The sequence below is a fragment of the Kangiella sp. M94 genome, from assembly GCF_054926195.1.
Map to the genome: position 1 here is coordinate 1,968,457 of NZ_CM142903.1, position 20,817 is coordinate 1,989,273.

18 protein-coding genes and 1 other RNA gene are annotated in these 20,817 nt (G+C 43.9%); 3 read left to right on the forward strand and 16 right to left on the reverse strand.

Features of this window, described 5'->3' with window-relative positions:
- Positions 1 to 166 precede the first annotated feature (166 nt).
- Positions 167 to 1,114 (forward strand): LysM peptidoglycan-binding domain-containing protein, encoded by a 948-nt coding sequence (locus ACYTXU_RS09090; RefSeq protein ID WP_462206375.1) that lies wholly within the window; start codon positions 167 to 169, stop codon positions 1,112 to 1,114.
- A gap of 86 nt (positions 1,115 to 1,200) precedes the next feature.
- Here the strand turns inward: ACYTXU_RS09090 and ACYTXU_RS09095 are convergent, their stop codons facing one another.
- The 3 genes from ACYTXU_RS09095 to ACYTXU_RS09105 are packed head-to-tail and all read right to left on the reverse strand — an operon-like array spanning position 1,201 to position 4,297.
- Positions 1,201 to 2,925, reverse strand: a complete 1,725-nt coding sequence (locus ACYTXU_RS09095) for a protein kinase domain-containing protein (RefSeq protein ID WP_462206377.1) — start codon at positions 2,923 to 2,925, stop codon at positions 1,201 to 1,203.
- A 7-nt stretch (positions 2,926 to 2,932) separates the two neighbouring features.
- Positions 2,933 to 3,481: an FHA domain-containing protein gene (locus ACYTXU_RS09100; RefSeq protein WP_462206378.1), complete on the reverse strand. Its 549-nt coding sequence runs from the start codon at positions 3,479 to 3,481 to the stop codon at positions 2,933 to 2,935.
- Between the two features lie 12 nt (positions 3,482 to 3,493).
- Positions 3,494 to 4,297, reverse strand: a complete 804-nt coding sequence (locus tag ACYTXU_RS09105) for a PP2C family protein-serine/threonine phosphatase (protein ID WP_462206379.1) — start codon at positions 4,295 to 4,297, stop codon at positions 3,494 to 3,496.
- A gap of 136 nt (positions 4,298 to 4,433) precedes the next feature.
- On the opposite strand from ACYTXU_RS09105, the gene ssrA reads away from it, so the two are divergent.
- Positions 4,434 to 4,781, forward strand: a transfer-messenger RNA (tmRNA) gene (gene ssrA / locus ACYTXU_RS09110).
- 543 nt (positions 4,782 to 5,324) lie between these two features.
- Here the strand turns inward: ssrA and ACYTXU_RS09115 are convergent.
- The 5 genes from ACYTXU_RS09115 to ACYTXU_RS09135 form a co-directional block, all read right to left on the reverse strand.
- Positions 5,325 to 5,897: an SCO family protein gene (locus tag ACYTXU_RS09115; protein WP_462206381.1), complete on the reverse strand. Its 573-nt coding sequence runs from the start codon at positions 5,895 to 5,897 to the stop codon at positions 5,325 to 5,327.
- A 15-nt stretch (positions 5,898 to 5,912) separates the two neighbouring features.
- Positions 5,913 to 6,722 carry a formylglycine-generating enzyme family protein gene (locus ACYTXU_RS09120; RefSeq protein WP_462206382.1) on the reverse strand — a complete coding sequence of 270 codons (810 nt, stop codon included), beginning with the start codon at positions 6,720 to 6,722 and terminating at the stop codon, positions 5,913 to 5,915.
- 31 nt (positions 6,723 to 6,753) lie between these two features.
- On the reverse strand, positions 6,754 to 8,109 hold the full coding sequence (gene nirK, locus ACYTXU_RS09125; protein WP_462209403.1) for a copper-containing nitrite reductase: 1,356 nt from the start codon (positions 8,107 to 8,109) through the stop codon (positions 6,754 to 6,756).
- Positions 8,110 to 8,532: 423 nt separating this feature from the next.
- On the reverse strand, positions 8,533 to 11,109 hold the full coding sequence (locus ACYTXU_RS09130; protein WP_462206383.1) for an EAL domain-containing protein: 2,577 nt from the start codon (positions 11,107 to 11,109) through the stop codon (positions 8,533 to 8,535).
- A complete protein-coding gene (locus ACYTXU_RS09135) occupies positions 11,099 to 12,523 on the reverse strand; it encodes a sensor domain-containing diguanylate cyclase (RefSeq protein WP_462206385.1) in 1,425 nt (474 codons plus the stop codon). The genes ACYTXU_RS09130 and ACYTXU_RS09135 overlap by 11 nt, the downstream gene beginning before the upstream one ends.
- Before the next feature lie 259 nt (positions 12,524 to 12,782).
- Here ACYTXU_RS09135 and ACYTXU_RS09140 point away from each other — a divergent pair, with 259 nt between their 5' ends.
- Complete coding sequence (locus tag ACYTXU_RS09140) at positions 12,783 to 13,751, forward strand: calcium/sodium antiporter (protein ID WP_462206386.1); 969 nt, start codon at positions 12,783 to 12,785, stop codon at positions 13,749 to 13,751.
- Here the strand turns inward: ACYTXU_RS09140 and ACYTXU_RS09145 are convergent.
- The 8 genes from ACYTXU_RS09145 to ACYTXU_RS09180 all read right to left on the reverse strand — a co-directional run bounded on the left by ACYTXU_RS09145 (position 13,748) and on the right by ACYTXU_RS09180 (position 20,630).
- Positions 13,748 to 15,211 carry an efflux transporter outer membrane subunit gene (locus tag ACYTXU_RS09145; protein ID WP_462206387.1) on the reverse strand — a complete coding sequence of 488 codons (1,464 nt, stop codon included), beginning with the start codon at positions 15,209 to 15,211 and terminating at the stop codon, positions 13,748 to 13,750. The genes ACYTXU_RS09140 and ACYTXU_RS09145 overlap by 4 nt on opposite strands.
- A 6-nt stretch (positions 15,212 to 15,217) precedes the next feature.
- Entirely contained in the window at positions 15,218 to 15,694 is a 477-nt protein-coding gene (locus tag ACYTXU_RS09150; protein WP_462206389.1) for a cytochrome c, read from the reverse strand.
- Positions 15,695 to 15,711: 17 nt separating this feature from the next.
- Positions 15,712 to 16,425: an ABC transporter ATP-binding protein gene (locus ACYTXU_RS09155; RefSeq protein WP_462206390.1), complete on the reverse strand. Its 714-nt coding sequence runs from the start codon at positions 16,423 to 16,425 to the stop codon at positions 15,712 to 15,714.
- A gap of 1 nt (position 16,426) precedes the next feature.
- Positions 16,427 to 17,629 carry an ABC transporter permease gene (locus ACYTXU_RS09160; RefSeq protein WP_462206392.1) on the reverse strand — a complete coding sequence of 401 codons (1,203 nt, stop codon included), beginning with the start codon at positions 17,627 to 17,629 and terminating at the stop codon, positions 16,427 to 16,429.
- The gene (locus ACYTXU_RS09165) at positions 17,626 to 18,807 is read right to left on the reverse strand and encodes an efflux RND transporter periplasmic adaptor subunit (protein WP_462206394.1); all 1,182 of its coding nucleotides are present in this window, start codon (positions 18,805 to 18,807) and stop codon (positions 17,626 to 17,628) included. Before ACYTXU_RS09165 ends, ACYTXU_RS09160 begins: the two co-directional genes overlap by 4 nt.
- A gap of 2 nt (positions 18,808 to 18,809) precedes the next feature.
- Positions 18,810 to 19,412, reverse strand: a complete 603-nt coding sequence (locus ACYTXU_RS09170; RefSeq protein WP_462206396.1) for a TetR/AcrR family transcriptional regulator — start codon at positions 19,410 to 19,412, stop codon at positions 18,810 to 18,812.
- A 308-nt stretch (positions 19,413 to 19,720) separates the two neighbouring features.
- Complete coding sequence (locus ACYTXU_RS09175; protein ID WP_462206398.1) at positions 19,721 to 20,167, reverse strand: Rrf2 family transcriptional regulator; 447 nt, start codon at positions 20,165 to 20,167, stop codon at positions 19,721 to 19,723.
- 49 nt (positions 20,168 to 20,216) lie between these two features.
- Positions 20,217 to 20,630 (reverse strand): YbaN family protein, encoded by a 414-nt coding sequence (locus tag ACYTXU_RS09180; protein WP_462206399.1) that lies wholly within the window; start codon positions 20,628 to 20,630, stop codon positions 20,217 to 20,219.
- Positions 20,631 to 20,817: the final 187 nt, after the last annotated feature.

Consider the following 20,817-nt stretch of genomic DNA (forward strand, 5'->3'; position numbering starts at 1 on the left):
GTGTAAAGTGGTTGTTCTGTATAAGTGTGGTATAAGCCACATCAGACAGTTAAACGGTTTGATATCATAAAAAAGGTTCAGTAGGCTCTTGATTTATAAGATTTTACACCATTTAGTTTGAATATAGTCAGCACGATATTCGTCCACCGGAAAAAGGTACTATCTCTTGAAAGGTTACAGCACAATTTTTCTAGCACTGGCTCTAACAGGCTGCTCCTTTGTTGAAGACAGAAGTGAAGAGCCTGTCGAAATTATAGATGTCAGTGATGGTAGCCGTTCTTACCTGATCGGTAAGAGCGAACAACAATCTGATACAGTCCAATATACAGTGCGCTCCGGGGATACCTTGGGTTCAATCGCAAAAAAAATGCTGGGTAGTGCGCAGCGTTATCTTGAGATAGCAGAACTAAATGACCTTGAGCCTCAAGCGCCCATTTATGTCGGCCAGCAGCTGCAGCTTCCCAGCAAAGGGCTGATTTTAGTCAAACCCAAAGCCTCATCTCAAACAACCTCAAAACCTTCGCAGAGTCCCTCAGAGGTTGAATCTCAACCAACAGAAATGGATAGCTTGATATCAGAGCAACGTTATTACGAAGCAATTGAGCATGCTCGCGGCCAGGAGGATCTATCTGACAACAATGAACTTCAAGAAAAACTCATTATTGCCACTCAGAACCAAGTTCGCCTGTACCGTCAAGAAGGGCTGACTGGCGAAGCAGAAGAGTTATTGCAGGTGCTCATTGACGATAGCCGACTATCAGAATCAAGCCAGCAAATTTTACTCTCTAACCTAGCTGCGCTTAACGTTGAGCAGGATTTAGCGGAGGCCAAACAACTAGCCGATCAACAAGCCTTTGATAAATCTTACGACATATTACTCAGTGCTTGGCAGGTGTCAGGTACTCGCTTGGAATCTAATGCTTTATTTACAGGAGCTCGTAATAAGGTTAGTGAACACTATCATCAAAAAGCACTTCGCCTCTATCGCAACCAAGAGCTAGACGAGGCTTTACTTTATTGGGATAAAATTTTAGCCATTAACCCTTCTGATGATTTAGCATTAGTTTATAAGGACAGAGTAAAATCATTAAAAGAACGCCTCGACTCATTATAAGCATAACCAGTTAATGAAAACTAAAAAGGCTATCTGACGATAGCCTTTTTAGTTTAAACACATATCTAACACGCTACTTTCGTCACCTAATCTTTTTCTCGGCCTGACTCTTTTCTTATTTCAGCGTCAGTTTCATCCTGAGAAATAATCAAGGTTTTATCCAAATCGGTTATAGTTTCAAGCAAGCTGGGGTCGGGGGACGAGCTTATATACTGAGTTTGGGTCAAACCTGCCAACTTCTGAGACAGATCATTGACCTCCTGTTGCAAACGCCCCACCTCATCATGAGTATCAACCTTTAAAATATCAGCCTGCCCATGATTTCTAAGTTCGCGGATAACATGGCGAGTCTCGTTCACTCTCTGAATAAAGCGGTTGGCTAACCAGTAAACCCCTGAGAATACAGCTAACATGATTAAAAACATCCAGATAACCATTGCCAACAGTGACGACTGAGTTGCGCTCTTCAAGTTGCTACGGCTAATAGCAATAAACGCATGACCAATGGGTTTACTCTGATATGTGATTGGTGAGTCAAACAAAACCACTTCCTGCTCATAATCGGTAAGATTGGAGTAAATTCTCGCATCAAGTGTTTGTTGCTGTAACTTACTAGCATCTGGCAATATAAATGGTTTATTGATTTGCTCAGGTTGACTACTGCTTTGCACGATGCCCTGATCATCACGAATCGATAGATGCTTTATTTGTGTATTATCTGCTATATCAAGTGTAATAGCCTGCAAAGCAATATCTTCCCCCAATAATAATGGCTCGGCAGTTTCAGCAGAAATAATTTGCACCATTGAGTTTCCGTAATCAAAAACCAACTGATTCATCAATTTGTTCTGTTTGTTGTAAACCCAGATCATACCCAGAATCATAACCAGCAAAACTACAGCCGATAAACTGATGGCCCATCGTGCACGCATCGAAACAAAACGAATACCCGCCAAGCCCTCTTTATTCTGGGTTAACTCTTTAGCAAGCGTTTCAATTTCTTCCAATAACTCATCGCTTGTAGCATAACGGTGATCAGGATTCTTTTGTAGCAAACGGAAAATAATACTTTGCCACATAAAGCCCTGTTCAGACACAATATTAATAGGCTGAGGGTTTAAATGGAGAACTGCCTGCATCATGGCTGCATAGTTAGGTGCCTGAAAGGGAAGCTCGCCTTTAGTCACTTGATAAAGGATCACACCAAGCGAATAAAGATCGGTTTTAAAGTCAACGCCATGTCCGGTGATTTGTTCAGGGGACATGTAGGCTGGAGTGCCCATGATTTTATCTTTATTTTTGCCACCTTCATCTTCAAGAAAAAGATGTTCTACGTGAGCAATACCGAAATCGGTAATTTTAAAACGGCGTCCACCATCTAGTACCAGTATATTATCCGGCTTCAAATCACGGTGGATAACGCCATTTTTATGAGCATAATCAAGAGCCAGGGTTAATTGTTCAGCAAGATTGGATGCTTGCTCAAGGCTGAAGTTTCCATGTTGCTGCAAGTACTCATCCAGATTTTGCCCATCCAACAACTCCATGGCTATGAAGGGACGCTCTTGCCAAATCCCAACATCATAAATAGTAACAATACCAGGATGCCCTAAACGCCCCGCAGCTTTTGCTTCACGCAAAAAAAGCTCGCGATACTCCTCTTTTTCCACAAGTTCGTGCTTTAAGAGTTTTATCGCGAGCATGCGACCGATTTCTGGATCTTCTGCCTGATAAACGACAGACATAGCTCCTCGACCAATTTCTTTTACAATTTTATAGCGCCCAATGCGCAGCTCGTTATCTTGAGTCATCGGTAAATTACAAGAACAACCAGGTGAGCACTCCCAACAAGATAAGCGCAGCAACACCCAGTGAACCAATCAACATCCAGTTCATTTCTTCCTTCTCTTCCTGAGGTTGTGCTTCATTGCTATCAACCAAAGTAAAAAGAAACTCGGTGTGGCCAATTTGAATGCGGTCACCAAAGGATAATATGCGTTCAGATACTTTTTCGCCATTAACGATTGTACCGTTCGACGACAATAAATTTAGAATACGCCACTGCCCATCAGAAAAGGTAATTTGCGCATGAGTTGAAGAGGCAGCAGGATCGTATAAAGTCACGCTATTGCCCTTGCCGCGTCCAATAACATTCTTACCATATTCCAATAAGAATGCCTGTCCCGCATGCGGTTTAGTCGTTGCAAGCAAAGCAGGAACCTTTGTTCCATCATCTTCCAACTTTTGAATTTCCTCTTTAATCATCCTTTCTACTTGACTCGAATCGAAGACCAGTGTCCCTTGTGGTCCCGCTTTATCTTCACGAAATTCAGACTTGTGTTGTGAAGGATTTTTCTCAGAAGACATACCTACCTCACATTAACCTAGTTTAAGGATTGTTTTGATTTTTGTTATAAACTTCTCAACCGCAGTTTCTTGCTTCTTCGGCTCAGGTTCAGTTACCGGCGATGAAATCAGCATTAAAGAAATATTATCGCTACCCCCATTCTTACATGCCAATTCAACCAGATACTCAACCTTAGCCTGATTATCACGAGGAAGCTTCAGAGCCGCAATAATTTCTTGTCGGGACAACTCTTCATAAAGACCATCGCTTGCCAGTAGCAAAGATTCACCATACCTCCATTCACGCTTCAAAGAGCCGATATTGAGCTGATTCTCATTTTCAATGCCCAAACACTGGGTTATCACATGACGTTTAGGGTGAGTTTTAACCTCACTTTGATCGAGTAAACCGGCATTAACCAGCTTTTGGACCAAAGTATGATCTTCGGTCAACTGAGTGAGCTCCCCCGTTTCCTGATTCCACAGATAAGCCCGGCTATCGCCTACCCAGGCAACTTCATACTCAGAGCCGTTGGAGTGTACCGCGACCACAGTTGCCCCACGCTCCTCCTGTTCGTGACGATTATGCGCCTTAATAACAGAATGCGCAGAATGCACCGCGTTATGCAGATTAAAACCTTTAGAAATCGACTTTGAAATTTCTTCGACAGCGTATTGACTAGCTTGTTCGCCTTGCTTAAGACCACCGACACCATCAGACAACAACCACAAGCCTAATTCTGTGGATGCAAAAACCTTGTCATCATTTTTTTGGCGCGACATTCCTTGATGCGACAGCATGGCAAACTGTATTTTAGACGTTTGTATACTACTCATTGCCCCTCCTGTTACTCCAAAGGAGTGTAGCCTTTTGATCTTCAAATGAATGTTAACCAAGCCACAAATTATCTTGCCTCATACCCTTGATATTAATGTACTTGACCCAATAATGCACTATAATGGAAAAGAATCTGGGGACGATTTGGATTCGACGTGGATTACGAACCTCCTGGTGCATGTCGAGATGTCAGCGAATCTCGTAAAATCAAAGCTGAAACTTAATAGTTGCAAACGAAGACAACTACGCTTTAGCCGCTTAAGGCTAACTGTCTACTCTGAGCGTCCTTGGTAGGAGCTAGACAGTCAATACAGGGACTCGCAGGTAACTGTGCTCGGCAGCCAACTGTTAAACTTTCCTCGAGACCGTCTTTGAATGCCTGCCCATCGGCACGTCAAAGATTAAATTAAAGATGGACCTAAGCATGTAGATCCTTGAGCAGAGGATTCGCGGACGCGGGTTCAATTCCCGCCGTCTCCACCAAACAATAGAAAAGGTCACTTTATAAGTGGCCTTTTTTATTGTTCGCATGAAGTGTAGGAGTTGAACCCGCGGAGCGGGCGACCGCCAGGGGTGGCGGAAGTGCAGAAAATGCAGGAGCAATTTTCTGCGAACTAATGTCTAGCTCTAAAACAATTTTTGACAGCTTTAGCTGGCCTGAGCGCAGCGAAGGCGAGGCTCAAGGATGAGCCGAGCAATTCCCGCCAGCTGTCGAAATCACTTTGATGCCTTACCCTAACGAATGGATGGTGCGAATAATTCCCGCCGTCTCCTGGTTGATAAAAAGGACGAACGCAGTTCGCCCCTACAAAACATCATTCTATCAATAGGATGGGTTAGGCGGCAGCGGCAGCCGTAACCCATCAAACCAGCAGCTCGATGGGTTACACTTCGTTAACCCATCCTATAAAGTGCCGAACATGCTTGTCATTCTGGATTTAGTAAGAAGTTCAGCGTGCTTCGATTGCAATCGGGCGGGCACATTGGCACTCGCCCCTAAAAAATCATATTTAGTAAGTATCAGGACTACTGACCCGCGATTCTCGCTACAGCTTCATCAACTTTATTGATATCTCCTACTTCCTGAAAAACGATGCGACCTTGCTCATCAAGCAGGGTAAACATATTAGAATGGGCTACCTCGTTATCTTCGCTTTTCTTGTAACGAATATTCAATGCCATTGCGAGGCTTCGCACATCATTCGGATCTCCGGTTAATAGTCTCCAGCGCTGTTGGTTAAGCTTTCTCTTATCGGCAAACTCTTTCATAACACTTGGCGTATCACTATTCGGTGTTAATGAGACTAGAACGAATTCGGTATTGTCTAACACCTCTTTTGGTAGCTTTTTCTCAATATTCTGCATGGTTGCTACGATAGTTGGGCAGGTGTGCATACAGTGCGTATAAATCAAGCTAACGACTTGCCGTTTACCGGATAATGATTGGATATTAATGCTCTCGCCATCCTGAGTTTGCCACTCACTGTTCAGATGGTAAATGGAGTCGTCCGGCAACTTTTCTTTACTATTATCGGCGTAAACCTGACTGCTTACTGCCAATATCAAGGTTACAAAACTGATTTGAAGCCATTTGTTCATGATTGCCTCTCTTATTTATTGCTGATTAACATCAGCGGCACAGCGGAAACCCAAGTTCGGTAGTGCAAACTTAGCTTCCAGACTGCTTCTAAATCCATAGCGCATAAATGCCGCATAATCACCAGGGTCTACTGCACCACTGGCACCGCCAGCGCAGAATAACTTAGTATCAATGGTGCTATCACCCCGAGATTCGCCGGTAACCAGCGCTGAATTAAAATCTTCCGTCCACTCCCAGATCAAACCATGCATGTCGTAGACGCCCCAAAAATTCGGTTCGTTCTGACCGACAGCTGATAGTTGCTCCTGACTTGGCCTGCTATACCACATCAATATCTTTTGCTTATAACCTTCTTCAACGCTACCATCCGCCTGCTTTTCACTGGCTAACGCCGCCAGCTCCCACTCGCTCACTCGTGGCAAACGTTTTCCCTGTGCCTGGCAATAAGCATCTGCTGCAAACCAGGACACATTGGTTACCGGACTATTGACTAATGCCTCAGGGTAGGTGTTACCTGATTGCCAATGCTGTAGGTATTGCGTTTCGACAAATACTTTCGGAGCCTGATTCTTTGCCCATCCAGGATTATCGTTGACGAATTGTTGAAACTCATGGTTGGTGACAGGATATTGATCAAGGTAAAAGTCATCCACTACCTGAATTGGGCTATCCTTGCTCATATAAAGCGGTCGATACTCTCCACCTTCAACCAACGCCATGCCTTCTGCAGCTTTGGCAGTTTCTTTCGCGTACAACAAGCCGCTGTCACTGACTCCGAAAAGAGCCAGTGACATAGCTAGTAGTTTTAGATGATTATTAAGCATAGTGCTTACATCCTTTGATAGTAGGTAGTGATTAGTGAGGCTTTTGAGCTCTAACTTTTTTCACTTGCTCAACAGTGATTTCACCACCTTTGTTATCCCAGCTGTTAAGCAGATAAGTCATCACATTAGCAATCTCGTCATCGCTCAATTGCATAGCAGGCATAACGCTGTTAAATGACTCGCCGTTGACTTTGATAGGACCTTCAAGGCCATGAACAATTGCTCGTACACCTCGCAACGGGTCTTCATTTAGATAATCCGAGTTGGCCACCGGTGGGAATGCTGAAGGAATACCTTGGCCGTTAGGTTGGTGACATGCCATGCAGTTAGCATCGTATACACGTTTACCAAACTTGATTTTCTCTTCGAGATTTGCAGCTTTTACCTCAACCACTTTTTTGTCAACGCTTTGCACCGCTGAGCCTTCTGGACGGTAAATACGGTCATCGATTTTACCTGAGTAGATGGTTTTATTTTCTTTACCTTCTACCGCCAGCATACCTAACGCACCTTTGTTGAAAGCACGGAAGATTGAGTGATCAACAAGGATCAGGTTACCAGGAACCTCTACCTTAAACTCGACAATCGCTGAGCCACCTGCTGGAACCAAAGTGGTTTGAATGTTTTCATTCACAAGATTGCCGCCTTCGACATACACTTTGTCAAAAATTTCACCAATCACGTGGAATGAAGATACTAAGTTAGGACCGCCATTACCGACATAAAGACGAACAGTTTCACCAACTTTGGCTTTAAGTGATTTATCGCCTGTCAAGCTGCCGACAGCGCCATTGAACACAACATAATCCGCGTGCTCATTAATCGCTTTTTCCATATCGAATGGTTGCAAGCCTGCTTCACCATATTTACCTTTAGTATAGAAATCGCCTTGCATCACATAATATTCGCGGTCAACTTTAGGTAAGCCTTCTTTTGGCTCAACCAGAATCAAACCGTACATACCGTTAGCAATGTGCATGCCCACTGGCGCAGTTGCGCAGTGATAAACATACAAACCAGGATTTAAGGCCTTGAAGGCAAAGGTTGAAGTGTGTCCTGGGGCTGTAAAGGATGAGGTTGCACCACCACCAGGACCTGTTACTGCGTGCAGGTCAATATTATGTGGCATCTTTGAAGACGGGTGGTTAGAAAGATGAAACTCAATTTCATCGCCCTCTTTTACGCGGATGAAGCTTCCGGGCACCGTGCCGCCAAATGACCAATAAACATATTCAACACCATCGGCCATGGTACCTACTTTCTCAACGGTTTCTAACTCGACGACCACTTTGGCGTTGTGCTCACGCTCAATTGCAGGCGGCACTTCTGGTGGCGATGTCAATATAGCTTGCTCTTCAGGTAAACTCTTGGCCGCTACGCTGTTCATTAAACCAACAGCAACCAAACCCAAAAAACTTTTTTGAACTAAACTTGCTCTGAAAAAATTGCGTATTCTCATTAGAATGATCTCCCGAGATTGCTTGTTAACCAATATTAAAAATACTTATTTAAGGCTAGTATGGAGCATACAGGGATCTGCGACATGATCTGGATCAGTATTATTAATCGTCCCTGTGCCAAGGGTCTTAGATCGACTTGATCGCGAACCACTCTTCTCAAAACTATCTCCAATAACCTAATCCATTGATAGTTCTAACGAAAAAAATGACCTACAACTATGAACGGGTTCACTAGAAGGGAGAAAACCTTATCATTTGTATGGTTTATGCTCGCAGTTTGACCTGCTATTGCAGTAACCCTAGTTATTAGAAATGCTCCGTGTCTTACATTATTAATATTAATACAAACTCTAACCTAATTTGGAGGTCTTAAGCTTCTCCAACAATTCAAGAGCTGGAATCGGTCGACTATAAAGGTAACCCTGTGCAACATCACAACCCAGCGCTTTCAAGAACTCTGCCTGGGGCTGCTCTTCAACACCTTCTGCAACAGTTTCAAGCGCAAGTGATTTTGCTAATTGAACAATCGCTTTGCATATCACTTCATCATTGGTATCGGTTCCTATGTCTTTAATAAAGGAACGATCAATTTTAAGGCGATCCAAAGGTAAGCGCTTTAAATATGCCATACTGGAATACCCAGTACCAAAATCATCGACTGCTAATTTGACGCCCATTTTTTGAAATTCAGACATTGCCAAAGAAGCTTGCTCTGGATCTTGCATAATGGTCGACTCAGTAAGCTCTAAGAAAAGACGATCTGCAGCAAGACCAGATTCATTTAAAACCTCCTTGACCTGCTTAGGCAATAATCCCGTTTCGATTTGTTGCACCGAAATATTGACCGAGACACTACCCACTTTTAAACCCGCTTTTTCCCAATCAATCATCTGCTGACAAGCTTCACGTAAAACCCATAGTCCAATATCACCAATTAACCCTGTTTCTTCTGCGAGCGGAATAAATTTAAAAGGTGGGATTAAACCCATAGTAGGATGCTGCCAACGAACCAATGCCTCAACGCCAACCACTTCGACATCATCAAAGCTTACCAGCGGCTGATAATGAAGCACCAGTTCATTACGCTCAACAGCCATCCGCAACGCGCTCTCGAGCATAAGATTTTCATGCATTCCTTCAGACAGTCGGTCATTAAAGAACTCAAAACGATTTCTACCCGCTCTTTTTGCCGAATATCGTGCAATCTCTGCGTTCTTCAACAAGGTATCCGTATCCCGCCCATCTTCAGGGAAGATAGCAACACCAATACTCGCGGTGATCATCAGTTCATGCTCGTCAATTCTCAAAGGAACGGCAAATCGTTTAAGAACTTTTCGCGCAACCGCAGATACTTTGTTAACATCAACTTTGCCGTTAATGACAAAAACAAATTCATCTCCACCTACACGCGCCAGCACATCATCAACGTTTAGAATATGTTTTAAACGATCGGCAACTCGTAAAATTACAGCATCGCCCACTTGATAGCTCAAGGTTTCATTGATCTTTTTAAAACGGTCGATATCAATACTTAAAATAGCAAAACTGTCGTTCAACTCATTACAGCGCTCGATAGACTCTTCAATCCGCTCCTGTAATTTCTGTCTGTTTGGCAGGTGCGTCAAAGGATCATATTGAGCTAAAAACTTGAGCTTGTGTTCCCGTTCATAAACATCTGTTAAATCGCTCCAGGTACCGACAATTTCATTTTCACTATGGCTACTTCTAGGAACCAGTTGTCGCTCATCACGTATATAACGAACATTACCTTCAGCGTCCTTAACACGATATTCATAAACCATATGTCCGGTATCGAAGATCTCTTTAAATTGATCTAAGGTTTTTTGCCTGTCTTCTTCATGCAGAACACTAATCCACCAGTCATGGCTGTACAACTGCTCAGGTTTATAGCCGAATAATCTCTTAACATTTCTGCTGACCCAAACAGGTTTATAGCCAACTCCTTCTTGTCTGAGCTGATATAAAACTACAGGACTTGCCTTAAGCAAATGATTGAAACGCACATTCGTTTCTACCAATACTTTGGTACGCTTTCTCACTTGCCACCGTAATAGCGCATTAACACCGAACATAATAACTATCACGGCAATACCAGCAATTAATGCCCATCGCCATATCGGTGGAATCGCAGGCTGTTGCACCGGCACCATCGCACTCTTCAATGCATCATAATAAGGTGAGTCTGACTCCAACCTCCATTCCTCAATGTTTTTATCTATCGCAGCCAGAAGCTCCGGGTTTTGGCCTGCGGCCGTAACATAAAACAATGTGGCGGGATTCAACATAATAGGAGTTTCATAAAGACCGTATTTGCTAGCGTTCATATTGCCAAAGTGTATGTTGGAGATAGCGACATCGGCTTGGCCGTCAACAACCGCCTGAAAGCCTTCGGCGTAGTTATCGACTGCAATGGGCTCAAAGCCAATGTCATAACCCATCATCATTTTTTCCAATGCAACTTCCTGTATTGACTCCTTTAAAACAGCAATACGAGCGCCACGCAAATCTGGCAAGTGCAAAATGGATAAATCTTTTCTTGCCCAGATTCCTGACCAGCTATGCGTCACCGGAATAGAGTGAAAGTCGAAGCTCTTAGTGCGTTCATCAGTAATCGCTACATCCGGCATTAAATCTATTTCATGATTCGATAGCAGCGATAAACACTCCTGCCATTCACAATCCACATAGCTCAATTGCCAGGATTCTTCTTTAGCGACTGCCTCGATAAGCTCAATGAATAAACCGTCTGGTTTACCTTGTTCATCACGATAAATTTTGGGAGGGTTCTGGTAAAGACCAACTTTCACATCACGGGCATCATTGGAGTTTGCGTTATTAAAAGTCCAAACCATTGCTAACGTTAATAGCGCTACAAAGACTGCACTAATACCTACTTTATAGACCATGCTTTCCCCCCAGCTCATTTGCATCGAAGCCCTCGACTTCAACGCGGTTCCGCCCCCGATCTTTTGCTTGATATAACAACTCATCAGCTCTGTGGATCCACTTTTTCACAGTATCGATTGCGGGCTGATATTGAGTCACACCAATACTGATGGTCAGCTTAATATTTTCGCTCCCAATATTGATCGCTTGCGTTTCAATATGTTGACGCAACCTTTCGGCAACTTTGTTTGCTGACTGAATACTAGTCTCAGGAAGTAACAATCCAAACTCTTCACCACCAATCCTACCTAACAAGTCTGAAGGTCGCATCACATCTTTTGATAACCTGACGAAATGAAGTAAAACCTCATCACCCGCCTGATGGCCATATTGATCATTGATCTCTTTAAAATGGTCAAAGTCTATAACCATTAAGCATATATCGCTTTTATTACGATCTGCGCGTGATATTTCTTCTTCACAACGCTCCATAAATGCTCGACGGTTTGCAACGCCTGTTAACGAGTCAGTTGCAGCAAGCTCTTCAAGTTTTTGGTTCACAATTCTTAGCTCGATCAACGCGCGCTCAGACTTTTTCTTTTCTTGAATAATCTGTTGGAAGAGTTCTGTTTGACTGTAAATCGTTTTAAATGAGCCTGTTGTGAGAAATGCTTGCACAACACCAAAGCTTAACAGCAGGACTCCTGCAGCGAAAATAATATGTGCCAGCCACCACTGATGGTCCCAGACAGTAGCGATAGTAAATGATAAACAAGCCAGAGCGAACCAGGTCATGCCAATGCCATACAACATTGGCATATAGCCTCTGATTCTTTGCACTACCATCCATAACACCCCGCCGAGAAACATACTAAGCGAAGTGTACTCAGCTAAGATCCGCCACCAATTTAAATCGGCTGTAGTCAAATGAGCCGCCCAAAACACCAATACATTGATGATCAAAAATATCACTATAGGCAGGTAAAGCTGGTTTCTGTTGATCGTTTCAGGATTAACCATTTGACCATACTTTAACATGGCAAAGAGGAAGCAAAAAGCGAGCACCAAGCGCGAAGCAGGTCCCGGCAGTATAAAAGTCCAGATGTTGTCATTTGCATAATGAGTTAAAAATCCGTGAGGGGCATAAATAATGGTAAAACCGACAAAACCATAGACTAACCAGCGTAACAGTTCTTCGCCGGTTACCAGATAACAACGCCAGGTAATGTAGCTAAGGAAAGCACTAAAGAGTAAAGCTATACTGATAGCAATTACATGAAAGGTATGAGCAATAAATTGGTCTTGTGCGGTGCTTTCAAAATCTACGTAAAGAATCAGTAAGAAAGGGAAAAAGGTTAATAGCAGAATCAATAATCGACTGTACCAGACCGCGATCAGCCTAAGCGCTTTATTGTTACCCTGCTCATGTTTCAATCATTACTCCTTAGCATCAGGGGACTCTAATATACCCACCAAGGGCATTGCGTCTGTTCATTCCTCATTAACGCCATTTAATACTAGCATTAGCCTTGGTTTACGCAAAGTTATTGTTTTATATGGCTGTGACCTGTTTAGCATCCTCCCAAGCACAATAACTTACAATCAATCTTATGACTTTTATTTATTTGTCGTTAGAATAGCCCCACAAACAATAATCTTACGATAGATTACAGTTCTAGTTTTAAGGATCACGATGCTTGTTGCAATTTTAGCGGTTATTGCTGGCTTGGCTTTATTAGTTTGGAGTGCGGATAAATTTGTTGATGGCGCAGCCTCAACGGCTCGCCATTTTGGCATGCCTTCCCTGTTAATTGGCATGGTTATTGTAGGCTTTGGTACCTCAGCTCCTGAGATGGTCGTTTCCGCTCTAGCGGCTGGCCAGGGTAATCCCGGCATTGCCTTGGGTAATGCCTTTGGTTCGAACATCACCAACATTGCTTTAATTCTTGGCCTTACCGCAGTTATCAGCCCGATTGCGGTCCAATCAAAAATCCTGCGCAAAGAAATGCCGCTGTTAATGATCGCGACTTTATTAGTTATTGCCATCATGTGGGATTTAACTTTATCCAGACTTGATGCCATTATTCTTTTGGTTGGTTTTGCCGGGTTTATTGGTTGGTCAATCTGGCAAGGATTACAAAAAAAAACTGATGCTTTTGCCAGTGAAGTTGAGCAAGAAATGAAAGCTCACAGCACGCCGCTAAAAATTGCCGTCTTCTGGCTCATCGTCGGTCTACTGGTTTTAATTGCCAGCTCGCGTATTCTGGTCTGGGGTGCAGTTGAAATTGCGCAAATGTTTGGCGTTAGCGATTTGATAATTGGTTTAACCATTATCGCCATCGGCACCTCCCTACCCGAGCTTGCCTCCTCCATTATCGCTACCCGAAAAGGGGAGCATGATATTGCCCTGGGTAATATAATCGGCTCAAACTTATTCAACACCTTGGCCGTGGTCGGCATCGCAGGAGCTATCCATCCGCTCACTGTAGACGCCGAAGTACTGTGGCGTGATGCCATGTTTATGGGTGTCTTGACCTTATCTCTTTTCGTTATCGGCTACGGTTTTAAAGGCCAGGGACGCATTAACCGGGTTGAAGGTTCGATACTTCTTCTCGCTTATTGTGGTTACACTACTTACCTTATTCAGTCAGTTTTCCTCTAGTGTTCCTCTAAATCTTTTTGCTGAGCACTAGAGCGTGCTCCCATGGCCAAATAGAGAGAAACACTGTTGATTAATTGTTGCGATTGAGCATCAATCAGCTGCATTTGTGTCGATAAGTATTGTTGTTGCGCTAACAGCAGCTCCACGTAACTGGCCGCTCCAAGCTCATGACGCCTTGCTGTAATCTGCAAGGCTTCTTCTGAACTCTGGCTGGAATGAGCTAACATTTGCAACTTTTGCGCATCATTCTCAAGCTGACGTAAGGTGTCTGCAACCTCACGCAACGCCTCCAGAACAACATATTGGTAATTACTGGTGGCCGCCTCAAATTCAGCTAAAGCCGCTCGCTTCTCTGCTGGCAACCCAGGATTAAATAATGGCTGCGTTAATTGTCCTATCAAGGACCAGACCGCAGATTCACTACTGAACAAAGAAGCTGTCGATAGTGCCTGTGAACCTATCTGACCATTCAGATTTATGCTTGGGTACATATTGGCAATGGCAACACCATACTCAGCATTGGCCGCCTGCATAAGTGATTCTGCAGCTTGTATATCAGGCCGTTGGCGAGCCAATTTTGACGGAATAATTAGCGGTAGATTTTCCGGTAATGCAAAATCCTGCAGAGTAAATTCAGCAGTGATTTCAGAGCCAGGGCTTTGGCCAGACATGGTAGCTAATAGATGCTCGGTCTTTTGAATTTGATTGCGCAATACTGGAATATTGGCACGCGTCAGTTCAACTTCAGACTGCAACATCAAAACCTCATGTTTTGAAACCTGACCTAACTCGAGTTGCTGCTTGACGATACCAAGTTGCTGCTCCTGTTTTGCCACCAGCTGCTCAGTAACTTCAAGCTGACTTCTTAACTTAGCCTGATTGACTGCGGTATTAATTACCGTTGCCACCAAGGCTAGCTGCGTTGCCTCCAGCTCATAACGCTGATAATCCACTCGTGAAGCCAGCGCTTCCAGAGCGCGACTGTTACCACCGGACAAATCCAGTTGATAGCTAACATCTACACCAGCATTGTAGATACTAAATTCCTGAGGCGAAGCCTGCTGTCCAAAAACTCCAGGGTTAAACCTTTGTCTCTGTGCGCTGATATTGGCATCAACTTTAGGGTAACGTGTAGTGCCAACACGAGCCTGATACAACTCTTCGGCGCTGCGTAATTGTGCGTTGGCGGCTAATAAACTTGGGTTTTGAGATAATACTTTTTCGACTAAAAGATTAAGCGAATCTGACTTAAACTGGTGCCACCACTGCTGCTCAGTTGCATCAACCCATTGCAACGTTTGACCAGTGGCCAATTCTTTATTATTACCAACCACAACGGCATCATCGCTAGCTGTGTATTGAGAGACCGATGGCGGTTCAGGCTCTTTAAAATCAGGAGTCACAGCGCAGGAAGCTACCGTTGATAGTAACAATAAAGTAAGTGGAAAGCGGATATTCATCAGCAGCTACCTATAAAAGTGATCCACAAAAGGCTTTTTAAATTTTTGATGACAGGCGACGCAGGACTGCAATAAATCTGCATAGGTTTTTATTACTGCATCACCATCATCATTTTCTGCAACCTCCTTTAACATCATTGCAGTATCGTGCGTCACACCATCCAGACTCTTAAATGCTCCAGCATCCGAGCCCATAAAAGATAAGATACGCATTTTTTCAGTCATAGGCGGCTCATCATGGTCAGCAACCAAAGGAGCAATCTCAGCTACTGTCGCCAGGTCTTCGCGAATAATGGCGCTGGCAATCTTCTGCATATTGAGCTCTAAGTCCTGCATAATTAATCGCAGTGCCATTGGCTCTGAATCATTTTTTGTCTCATCCACTGTTTCCGCTGCATTCAACTGCATAGGAAGACTGCTTAAGCCAATCATCACACTGATAAGCAGTGTTTTTACGCTCGCTGCTAAATTTAGTTTATTCATATTACTGTCCTCATCGTTTATAGATCAAAGGCTCTGCCCTCACCTTTTTCTTCGTAAGTAACACCGTCACGAATATGATAGATTCGTTTGAATGTCGGAATGATTTTTTCGTCGTGAGTCACCACAATAATGGCCGTCTCAAATTTCTTTGCCATGTCATTCAGAATTTTTATTACAGCCAATGCTCGCTCACTGTCCAGTGGCGCTGTTGGCTCATCTGCCAGAATTACTGGAGGGCGATTGACCAGGCCTCTGGCTATGGCAACCCTTTGTTGTTCACCACCTGATAACTGCGAAGGCATTGCCTTGGCCCTATGTTGCACATCGAGCGCTTCCAAAAGCGCCAACGCACTCTTTCTCGCTTCTTTGTTAGCAACTCCAGCCAGCATTGGTGGCAGTGCGACATTATCGGTTACATCCAGAAAAGGAATAAGATACGGAGCCTGAAACACAAAACCGATTTTGTCTCGGCGCAAAGCTCGAATATCTTTTACTTTCCACTCACTGTCGTAAATGACTTCATCGCCCAGAGTCATTGTTCCGGCCGAGGGCTCAATCACTGCTCCCAAACATTTAAGCAAGGTGCTTTTTCCCGAACCAGAGGGACCAATTAATCCCACCACCTCGCCTGGCGCAACCACCATGTTCACTTCTTTTAAAGCATCAACAGCAGTGTCGCCCGAACCATATCGCTTTCTTAATCCTTCGATGCGAATACCTTTGCCGCTCATATCAGCCTCCCACCGCTTCAGCCGGATCAACTTTCAATGCAGCACGAATCGCAATTATGCTTGATAAAATACAAATGATGACCACAGCAACAAAACCTGCTGCTGAGTCCATGGGTTCCAGCAACACATATTTTGGAAAAGCCGGTGCACCAAAGGTTGCTGAAATTTTCCCCACCACAAAACCGATGACTCCGAGTGCAATTGCCTGCTGTAATATCATGCCGGCAATGGTTCGGTTGCGGGTGCCAATTAATTTCAACACTGCAATTTCACGAATCTTGCCCAGCGTCAGCGTATAAATAATGAAAGCTACGATAGCGGCACTGACCACGGCCAAAATAGCCAGGAACATGCCAATCTGTTTTGACGATGTGGCAATCAACTTGCCAATTAGAATGCCTTCCATATCCTCGCGCGTATAAACTGTTAACCGCTTCCATCTTTCGATTGCCTGAGCAACCTCGTCGGGTGAGTAGCCATTTTTAACCTGCACCAGAACCGAGTTAACGTATGGATTATTGGTCTGTGAGTTGTTTAGAGCCTCCAGTAGTCCTGGTGTACCCGGCTGAGAAAATTCTGGGTTTTGTGCATTACGGCGGCGTTGCTCGAGGATGGCATCATTGTCCTTTAAGAACTGAGCTTCCTGTGCATCTTTAAGGGGAATAAAGACCATAGGGTCACCGTTTGATGACACCATCCTACGAGTCAAGCCTACAACCTTATATTGATTACGACGGATCTGTAGCGTATCGCCCACTTTAAAACCTGTTGCTATATCAGCCACAGCTTCATAATGCCCTCGGGTAATTTGTCGACCATCAATTAAATAGGGCGGCCAGCCGGGTTGACCTGGCTGTCCTGCAGCAATACCCGAAATCATACTGCGCACATCTCGATCACCATGCCTGACCTGCATCGTCAGGTAAGTGACATTGGCAGTACGAGCGACTCCGGGCATACTCTGAATGCCACGCCATTCGTCGTCATAGATGCTGGATGATTCTGCATAGGGCCCGAGCGTATTTTTTTGCACCACCCAAAGATCGGCGCCACTGTTATCCAGTAATACTTTGGCGTCATCGACCATGCCGCGATAAACGCCAGCCATAATTAGAGTCACCCCTATTAACAGACCGAGGCCAAATCCTGTGAACACAAACTTGCCCCAGGAATGCAGAATGTCACGACCAGCCAGACTGATCATTTTGCTTCACCAGCCAGCTGCTCGACCACTTTGATACGGCTATTGTCAGTTAGTGCTTTTTCGCTATACAGCACCACAGAATCACCCACCGACAGGCCACTTTGGATCTCAACCAGACCATTCAAATCTGTCGCCCCGATAGAGACATGTGCGAACTCAAGTTCACCATCGACAATCTTCCAGATGCCCAGCTCACCATCAATTCGTTTTAATGCCGCATTAGGTATCGCTGTATTGGCGGGTAGCGCCTCCAGCTCAATAGTTACTTCCGCCAGCTCTCCGATTGACGGCAAGGGTTGTGGCAAAGCGTCAAAAGTAATCTTGGCTAAGAACTCTTCTGTTACCGCATCAGCAATAGGCTCGACTCGGTAAATTTCACCGAGCAATTCCTGATTGGATTTGGAGCGCAACTTGATATGAGCTTTTAACCCTGTATTCAGTCCTGTTGCGTGAATCTGATCAAAGCGTACATTCAGCCAAATATCTGAAGGATTAATGATTTCTAAAACCGACTGCCCCGCAACCACCGTTGTGCCAGGTTCCGCACTTCGGCTGACAATGAAACCATCAACCGGACTGATCAGTTCAAGATTATGCTGCTGAGCTTTCATCGCTTCTTGCTCGGCCTCTTGCCGCAACAACTCCTGCCTGGCTGCCGCGAAGCTTGCTTCAGCAATACGAAATTCTTGCTGCTTAACATCAAACTGCTCTTCACTTACTGAGCTTGCTGCTAATAAACTTTGATACCGCTTCAATTGGTGCTGAGCAAACTGATAACGCGTTTCGGCTTCACTTAATTTTGCTTTTGCTTGCATCAATGCAGATTGCTGAGCAGTCATCCGCTCCTCAAGATCGACCGGATCCATGACCCCTAATAGCTGTCCTTTAGTCACTAAATCACCAATATCTGCTTCTATTGTTTTCACTCGTCCAGGAACTGTTGGGCCAATTTTATATCGGTAACGCGTTTCAACAGTACCAATGCCAAATAAAGCTGGCGAAATACTTGCCTGAGTCACTTTCGTTTCAGTCACTAAAATCGGAGAGAGAGGACCCGAGCGTAGAATTACATAAATAAACAGTAGTGCTAACGGCAACATGATCGCAATCAGTGCCATAGTTCGCTTGTGTTCAAGTAGCTTTTTAATCGACAAGCCTTTAATCAATTTCTGCTTCATCTCTAGCCCCGTATACCACGTTGATAAATAGCGAAGACTCCCGGGGCATCCTTACGCATTTTTTTGACATCTCCAGCCAATAAAGACTGCATCACTAAACCCTGTATCGTACCGATAAACAACAGAGCAGCTGATTGAGTGTCTAGCTCAGGATCTAACTCCCCACTATTGATTCCCTCATCAAGTAGAGCCTTCAACTTTACGCTATAACCTTCAATCATCAGCTGCACCATACGCTTGGGCGCACTATCTTTTGCACCTTGTAGCTCTCCAAAGAGCATTCTCGGCACACCTGGGTGCTTACAGACAAAATCAACGTGAGCCATAAACATGGCCTCCAGTGCCGCAAGGGGCGATGAGTTTTTACTGATGGCTTTGTCGATGCGAGCTAATAAGCGTTTTGAAACCCATTCCATGACCGATGAAAGAATCGCTTCTTTGTTCGGGAAATGCCGGAATAAAGCGCCCTGAGTCACCCCCATTCTCTTTGCAATCGCTGCCGTAGTTATTTCACTGGGGTTTTGCTCTCCCGCTAACTCAACTACTGTTTCAACCGTAACTTCACGGCGTTCGTCAGCACGCAAATTCTTTGAAGAAGTTTTCATAGGTACACTCCAAAACAAATAAGATAGTAATTGATTACTATCTTTTCTGAATATGCTGTTTTCGTCAAGAGAAATTTAACAAAAACTAATATAAGGAAAGTAACTTATTGATTTTATGGGACTCAGCATATCTGGAACTTGTTAATACGATCCGCTGATAAGGTCATATATCGTGCAGAACAAACTGAGCAGTTAACTTAATTGAGCATAAGATTGTAAGATTTAGCTGATCGAATCAACCATTCAGATTGAATTTGAATATCACAAGCTCAGTTGTTAATAAGTCTGAGCACTGTACTTATAACGCACTAAGACACTTCGGATATTTTTAATAATCTGGCTAATTGAGGTTTGTACTCCTGCGGCAGCATATCTGCCAACGTATATTTATCTAACGTTGATAAGAAGTTTTTAAGGGCTTCACCGAGAACGGCTTTAAGACCACATACTGGAGTAATGACGCACTTATTGTCAGGAGAGAAGCATTCAACCAGGCTCATATCAGGTTCCATTTCTCTGACCAGGACTCCAATGCGAATTTCATCGGGATCCATACGCAAACGCATACCACCGTTCTTGCCACGTACGGTTTCGATGTAGCCTTTTTTGTTTAGTGCGTGCACCACTTTCATCAGGTGGTTACTTGAAATGTTGTAGCTATCGGAAATTTCCTGAATGGTGGACAGCCGATCTTTTTCCAAAGCCAAGAACAACAAAACACGTAATGAGTAATCGGTATAACGGGTTATATGCATCTATCTTCTCCGTAATCTGCTTAAAGCTCTAAACATTTTAAATCAAGCTCTATGCATTAGGTCGGCTGATTATATAGGTCATTAGCGCTGAGAAAAATACCGCTAAAAAGATTAATACCCCAATTTTCATATCTAATAACCATAAAACCAGCCAACTTGACGCCAACATCAAACCTGCAAGGTACTTTGCGAATAAGGGTATGGCACCTCTATCCCTCCATCCTGTTAGCAAAGGTCCGAACTGACGATGCTCCAATAACCATGTTTCCAGACGCGGTGAACTTTTACTGGCTGACCAAACCGCAACTATTAAAAATGGTGTTGTCGGTAACAAGGGTAATACAACCCCCAACATGCCCAAACCGGTGGTTACAAACGCCAGACAACGATAGCCCAATTGACGATTGAACAATCGCTTATGGGAACCACTCTGGCCATTATTACTGACTACCGATATTTTCATTCGAGCCCACCTCGCAAAACTATCTCAAACAATGCTTTAGCATCCATAATTACTATTATAGAACAAATAAACAATATATGTAATACATCTTATAAATAATGAGCAAACATTGATCTATGTCATGGTTAATAAAGATAATATGACTACCATAGGCGCTAATCAAGGCGTCCCAACCAATAAGATGTAT

Bases quoted from the DNA above. Each gene is read 5' to 3' on its own strand.
- ACYTXU_RS09095 (WP_462206377.1), bottom strand. From the start codon at position 2,925: ATGACTCAAGATAACGAGCTGCGCATTGGGCGCTATAAAATTGTAAAA.
- ACYTXU_RS09100 (WP_462206378.1), bottom strand. From the start codon at position 3,481: ATGTCTTCTGAGAAAAATCCTTCACAACACAAGTCTGAATTTCGTGAA.
- ACYTXU_RS09105 (WP_462206379.1), bottom strand. From the start codon at position 4,297: ATGAGTAGTATACAAACGTCTAAAATACAGTTTGCCATGCTGTCGCAT.
- ACYTXU_RS09115 (WP_462206381.1), bottom strand. From the start codon at position 5,897: ATGAACAAATGGCTTCAAATCAGTTTTGTAACCTTGATATTGGCAGTA.
- ACYTXU_RS09120 (WP_462206382.1), bottom strand. From the start codon at position 6,722: ATGCTTAATAATCATCTAAAACTACTAGCTATGTCACTGGCTCTTTTC.
- nirK (WP_462209403.1), bottom strand. From the start codon at position 8,109: ATGAACAGCGTAGCGGCCAAGAGTTTACCTGAAGAGCAAGCTATATTG.
- ACYTXU_RS09130 (WP_462206383.1), bottom strand. From the start codon at position 11,109: ATGGTCTATAAAGTAGGTATTAGTGCAGTCTTTGTAGCGCTATTAACG.
- ACYTXU_RS09140 (WP_462206386.1), top strand. From the start codon at position 12,783: ATGCTTGTTGCAATTTTAGCGGTTATTGCTGGCTTGGCTTTATTAGTT.
- ACYTXU_RS09145 (WP_462206387.1), bottom strand. From the start codon at position 15,211: ATGAATATCCGCTTTCCACTTACTTTATTGTTACTATCAACGGTAGCT.
- ACYTXU_RS09150 (WP_462206389.1), bottom strand. From the start codon at position 15,694: ATGAATAAACTAAATTTAGCAGCGAGCGTAAAAACACTGCTTATCAGT.
- ACYTXU_RS09155 (WP_462206390.1), bottom strand. From the start codon at position 16,425: ATGAGCGGCAAAGGTATTCGCATCGAAGGATTAAGAAAGCGATATGGT.
- ACYTXU_RS09160 (WP_462206392.1), bottom strand. From the start codon at position 17,629: ATGATCAGTCTGGCTGGTCGTGACATTCTGCATTCCTGGGGCAAGTTT.
- ACYTXU_RS09165 (WP_462206394.1), bottom strand. From the start codon at position 18,807: ATGAAGCAGAAATTGATTAAAGGCTTGTCGATTAAAAAGCTACTTGAA.
- ACYTXU_RS09170 (WP_462206396.1), bottom strand. From the start codon at position 19,412: ATGAAAACTTCTTCAAAGAATTTGCGTGCTGACGAACGCCGTGAAGTT.
- ACYTXU_RS09175 (WP_462206398.1), bottom strand. From the start codon at position 20,167: ATGCATATAACCCGTTATACCGATTACTCATTACGTGTTTTGTTGTTC.
- ACYTXU_RS09180 (WP_462206399.1), bottom strand. From the start codon at position 20,630: ATGAAAATATCGGTAGTCAGTAATAATGGCCAGAGTGGTTCCCATAAG.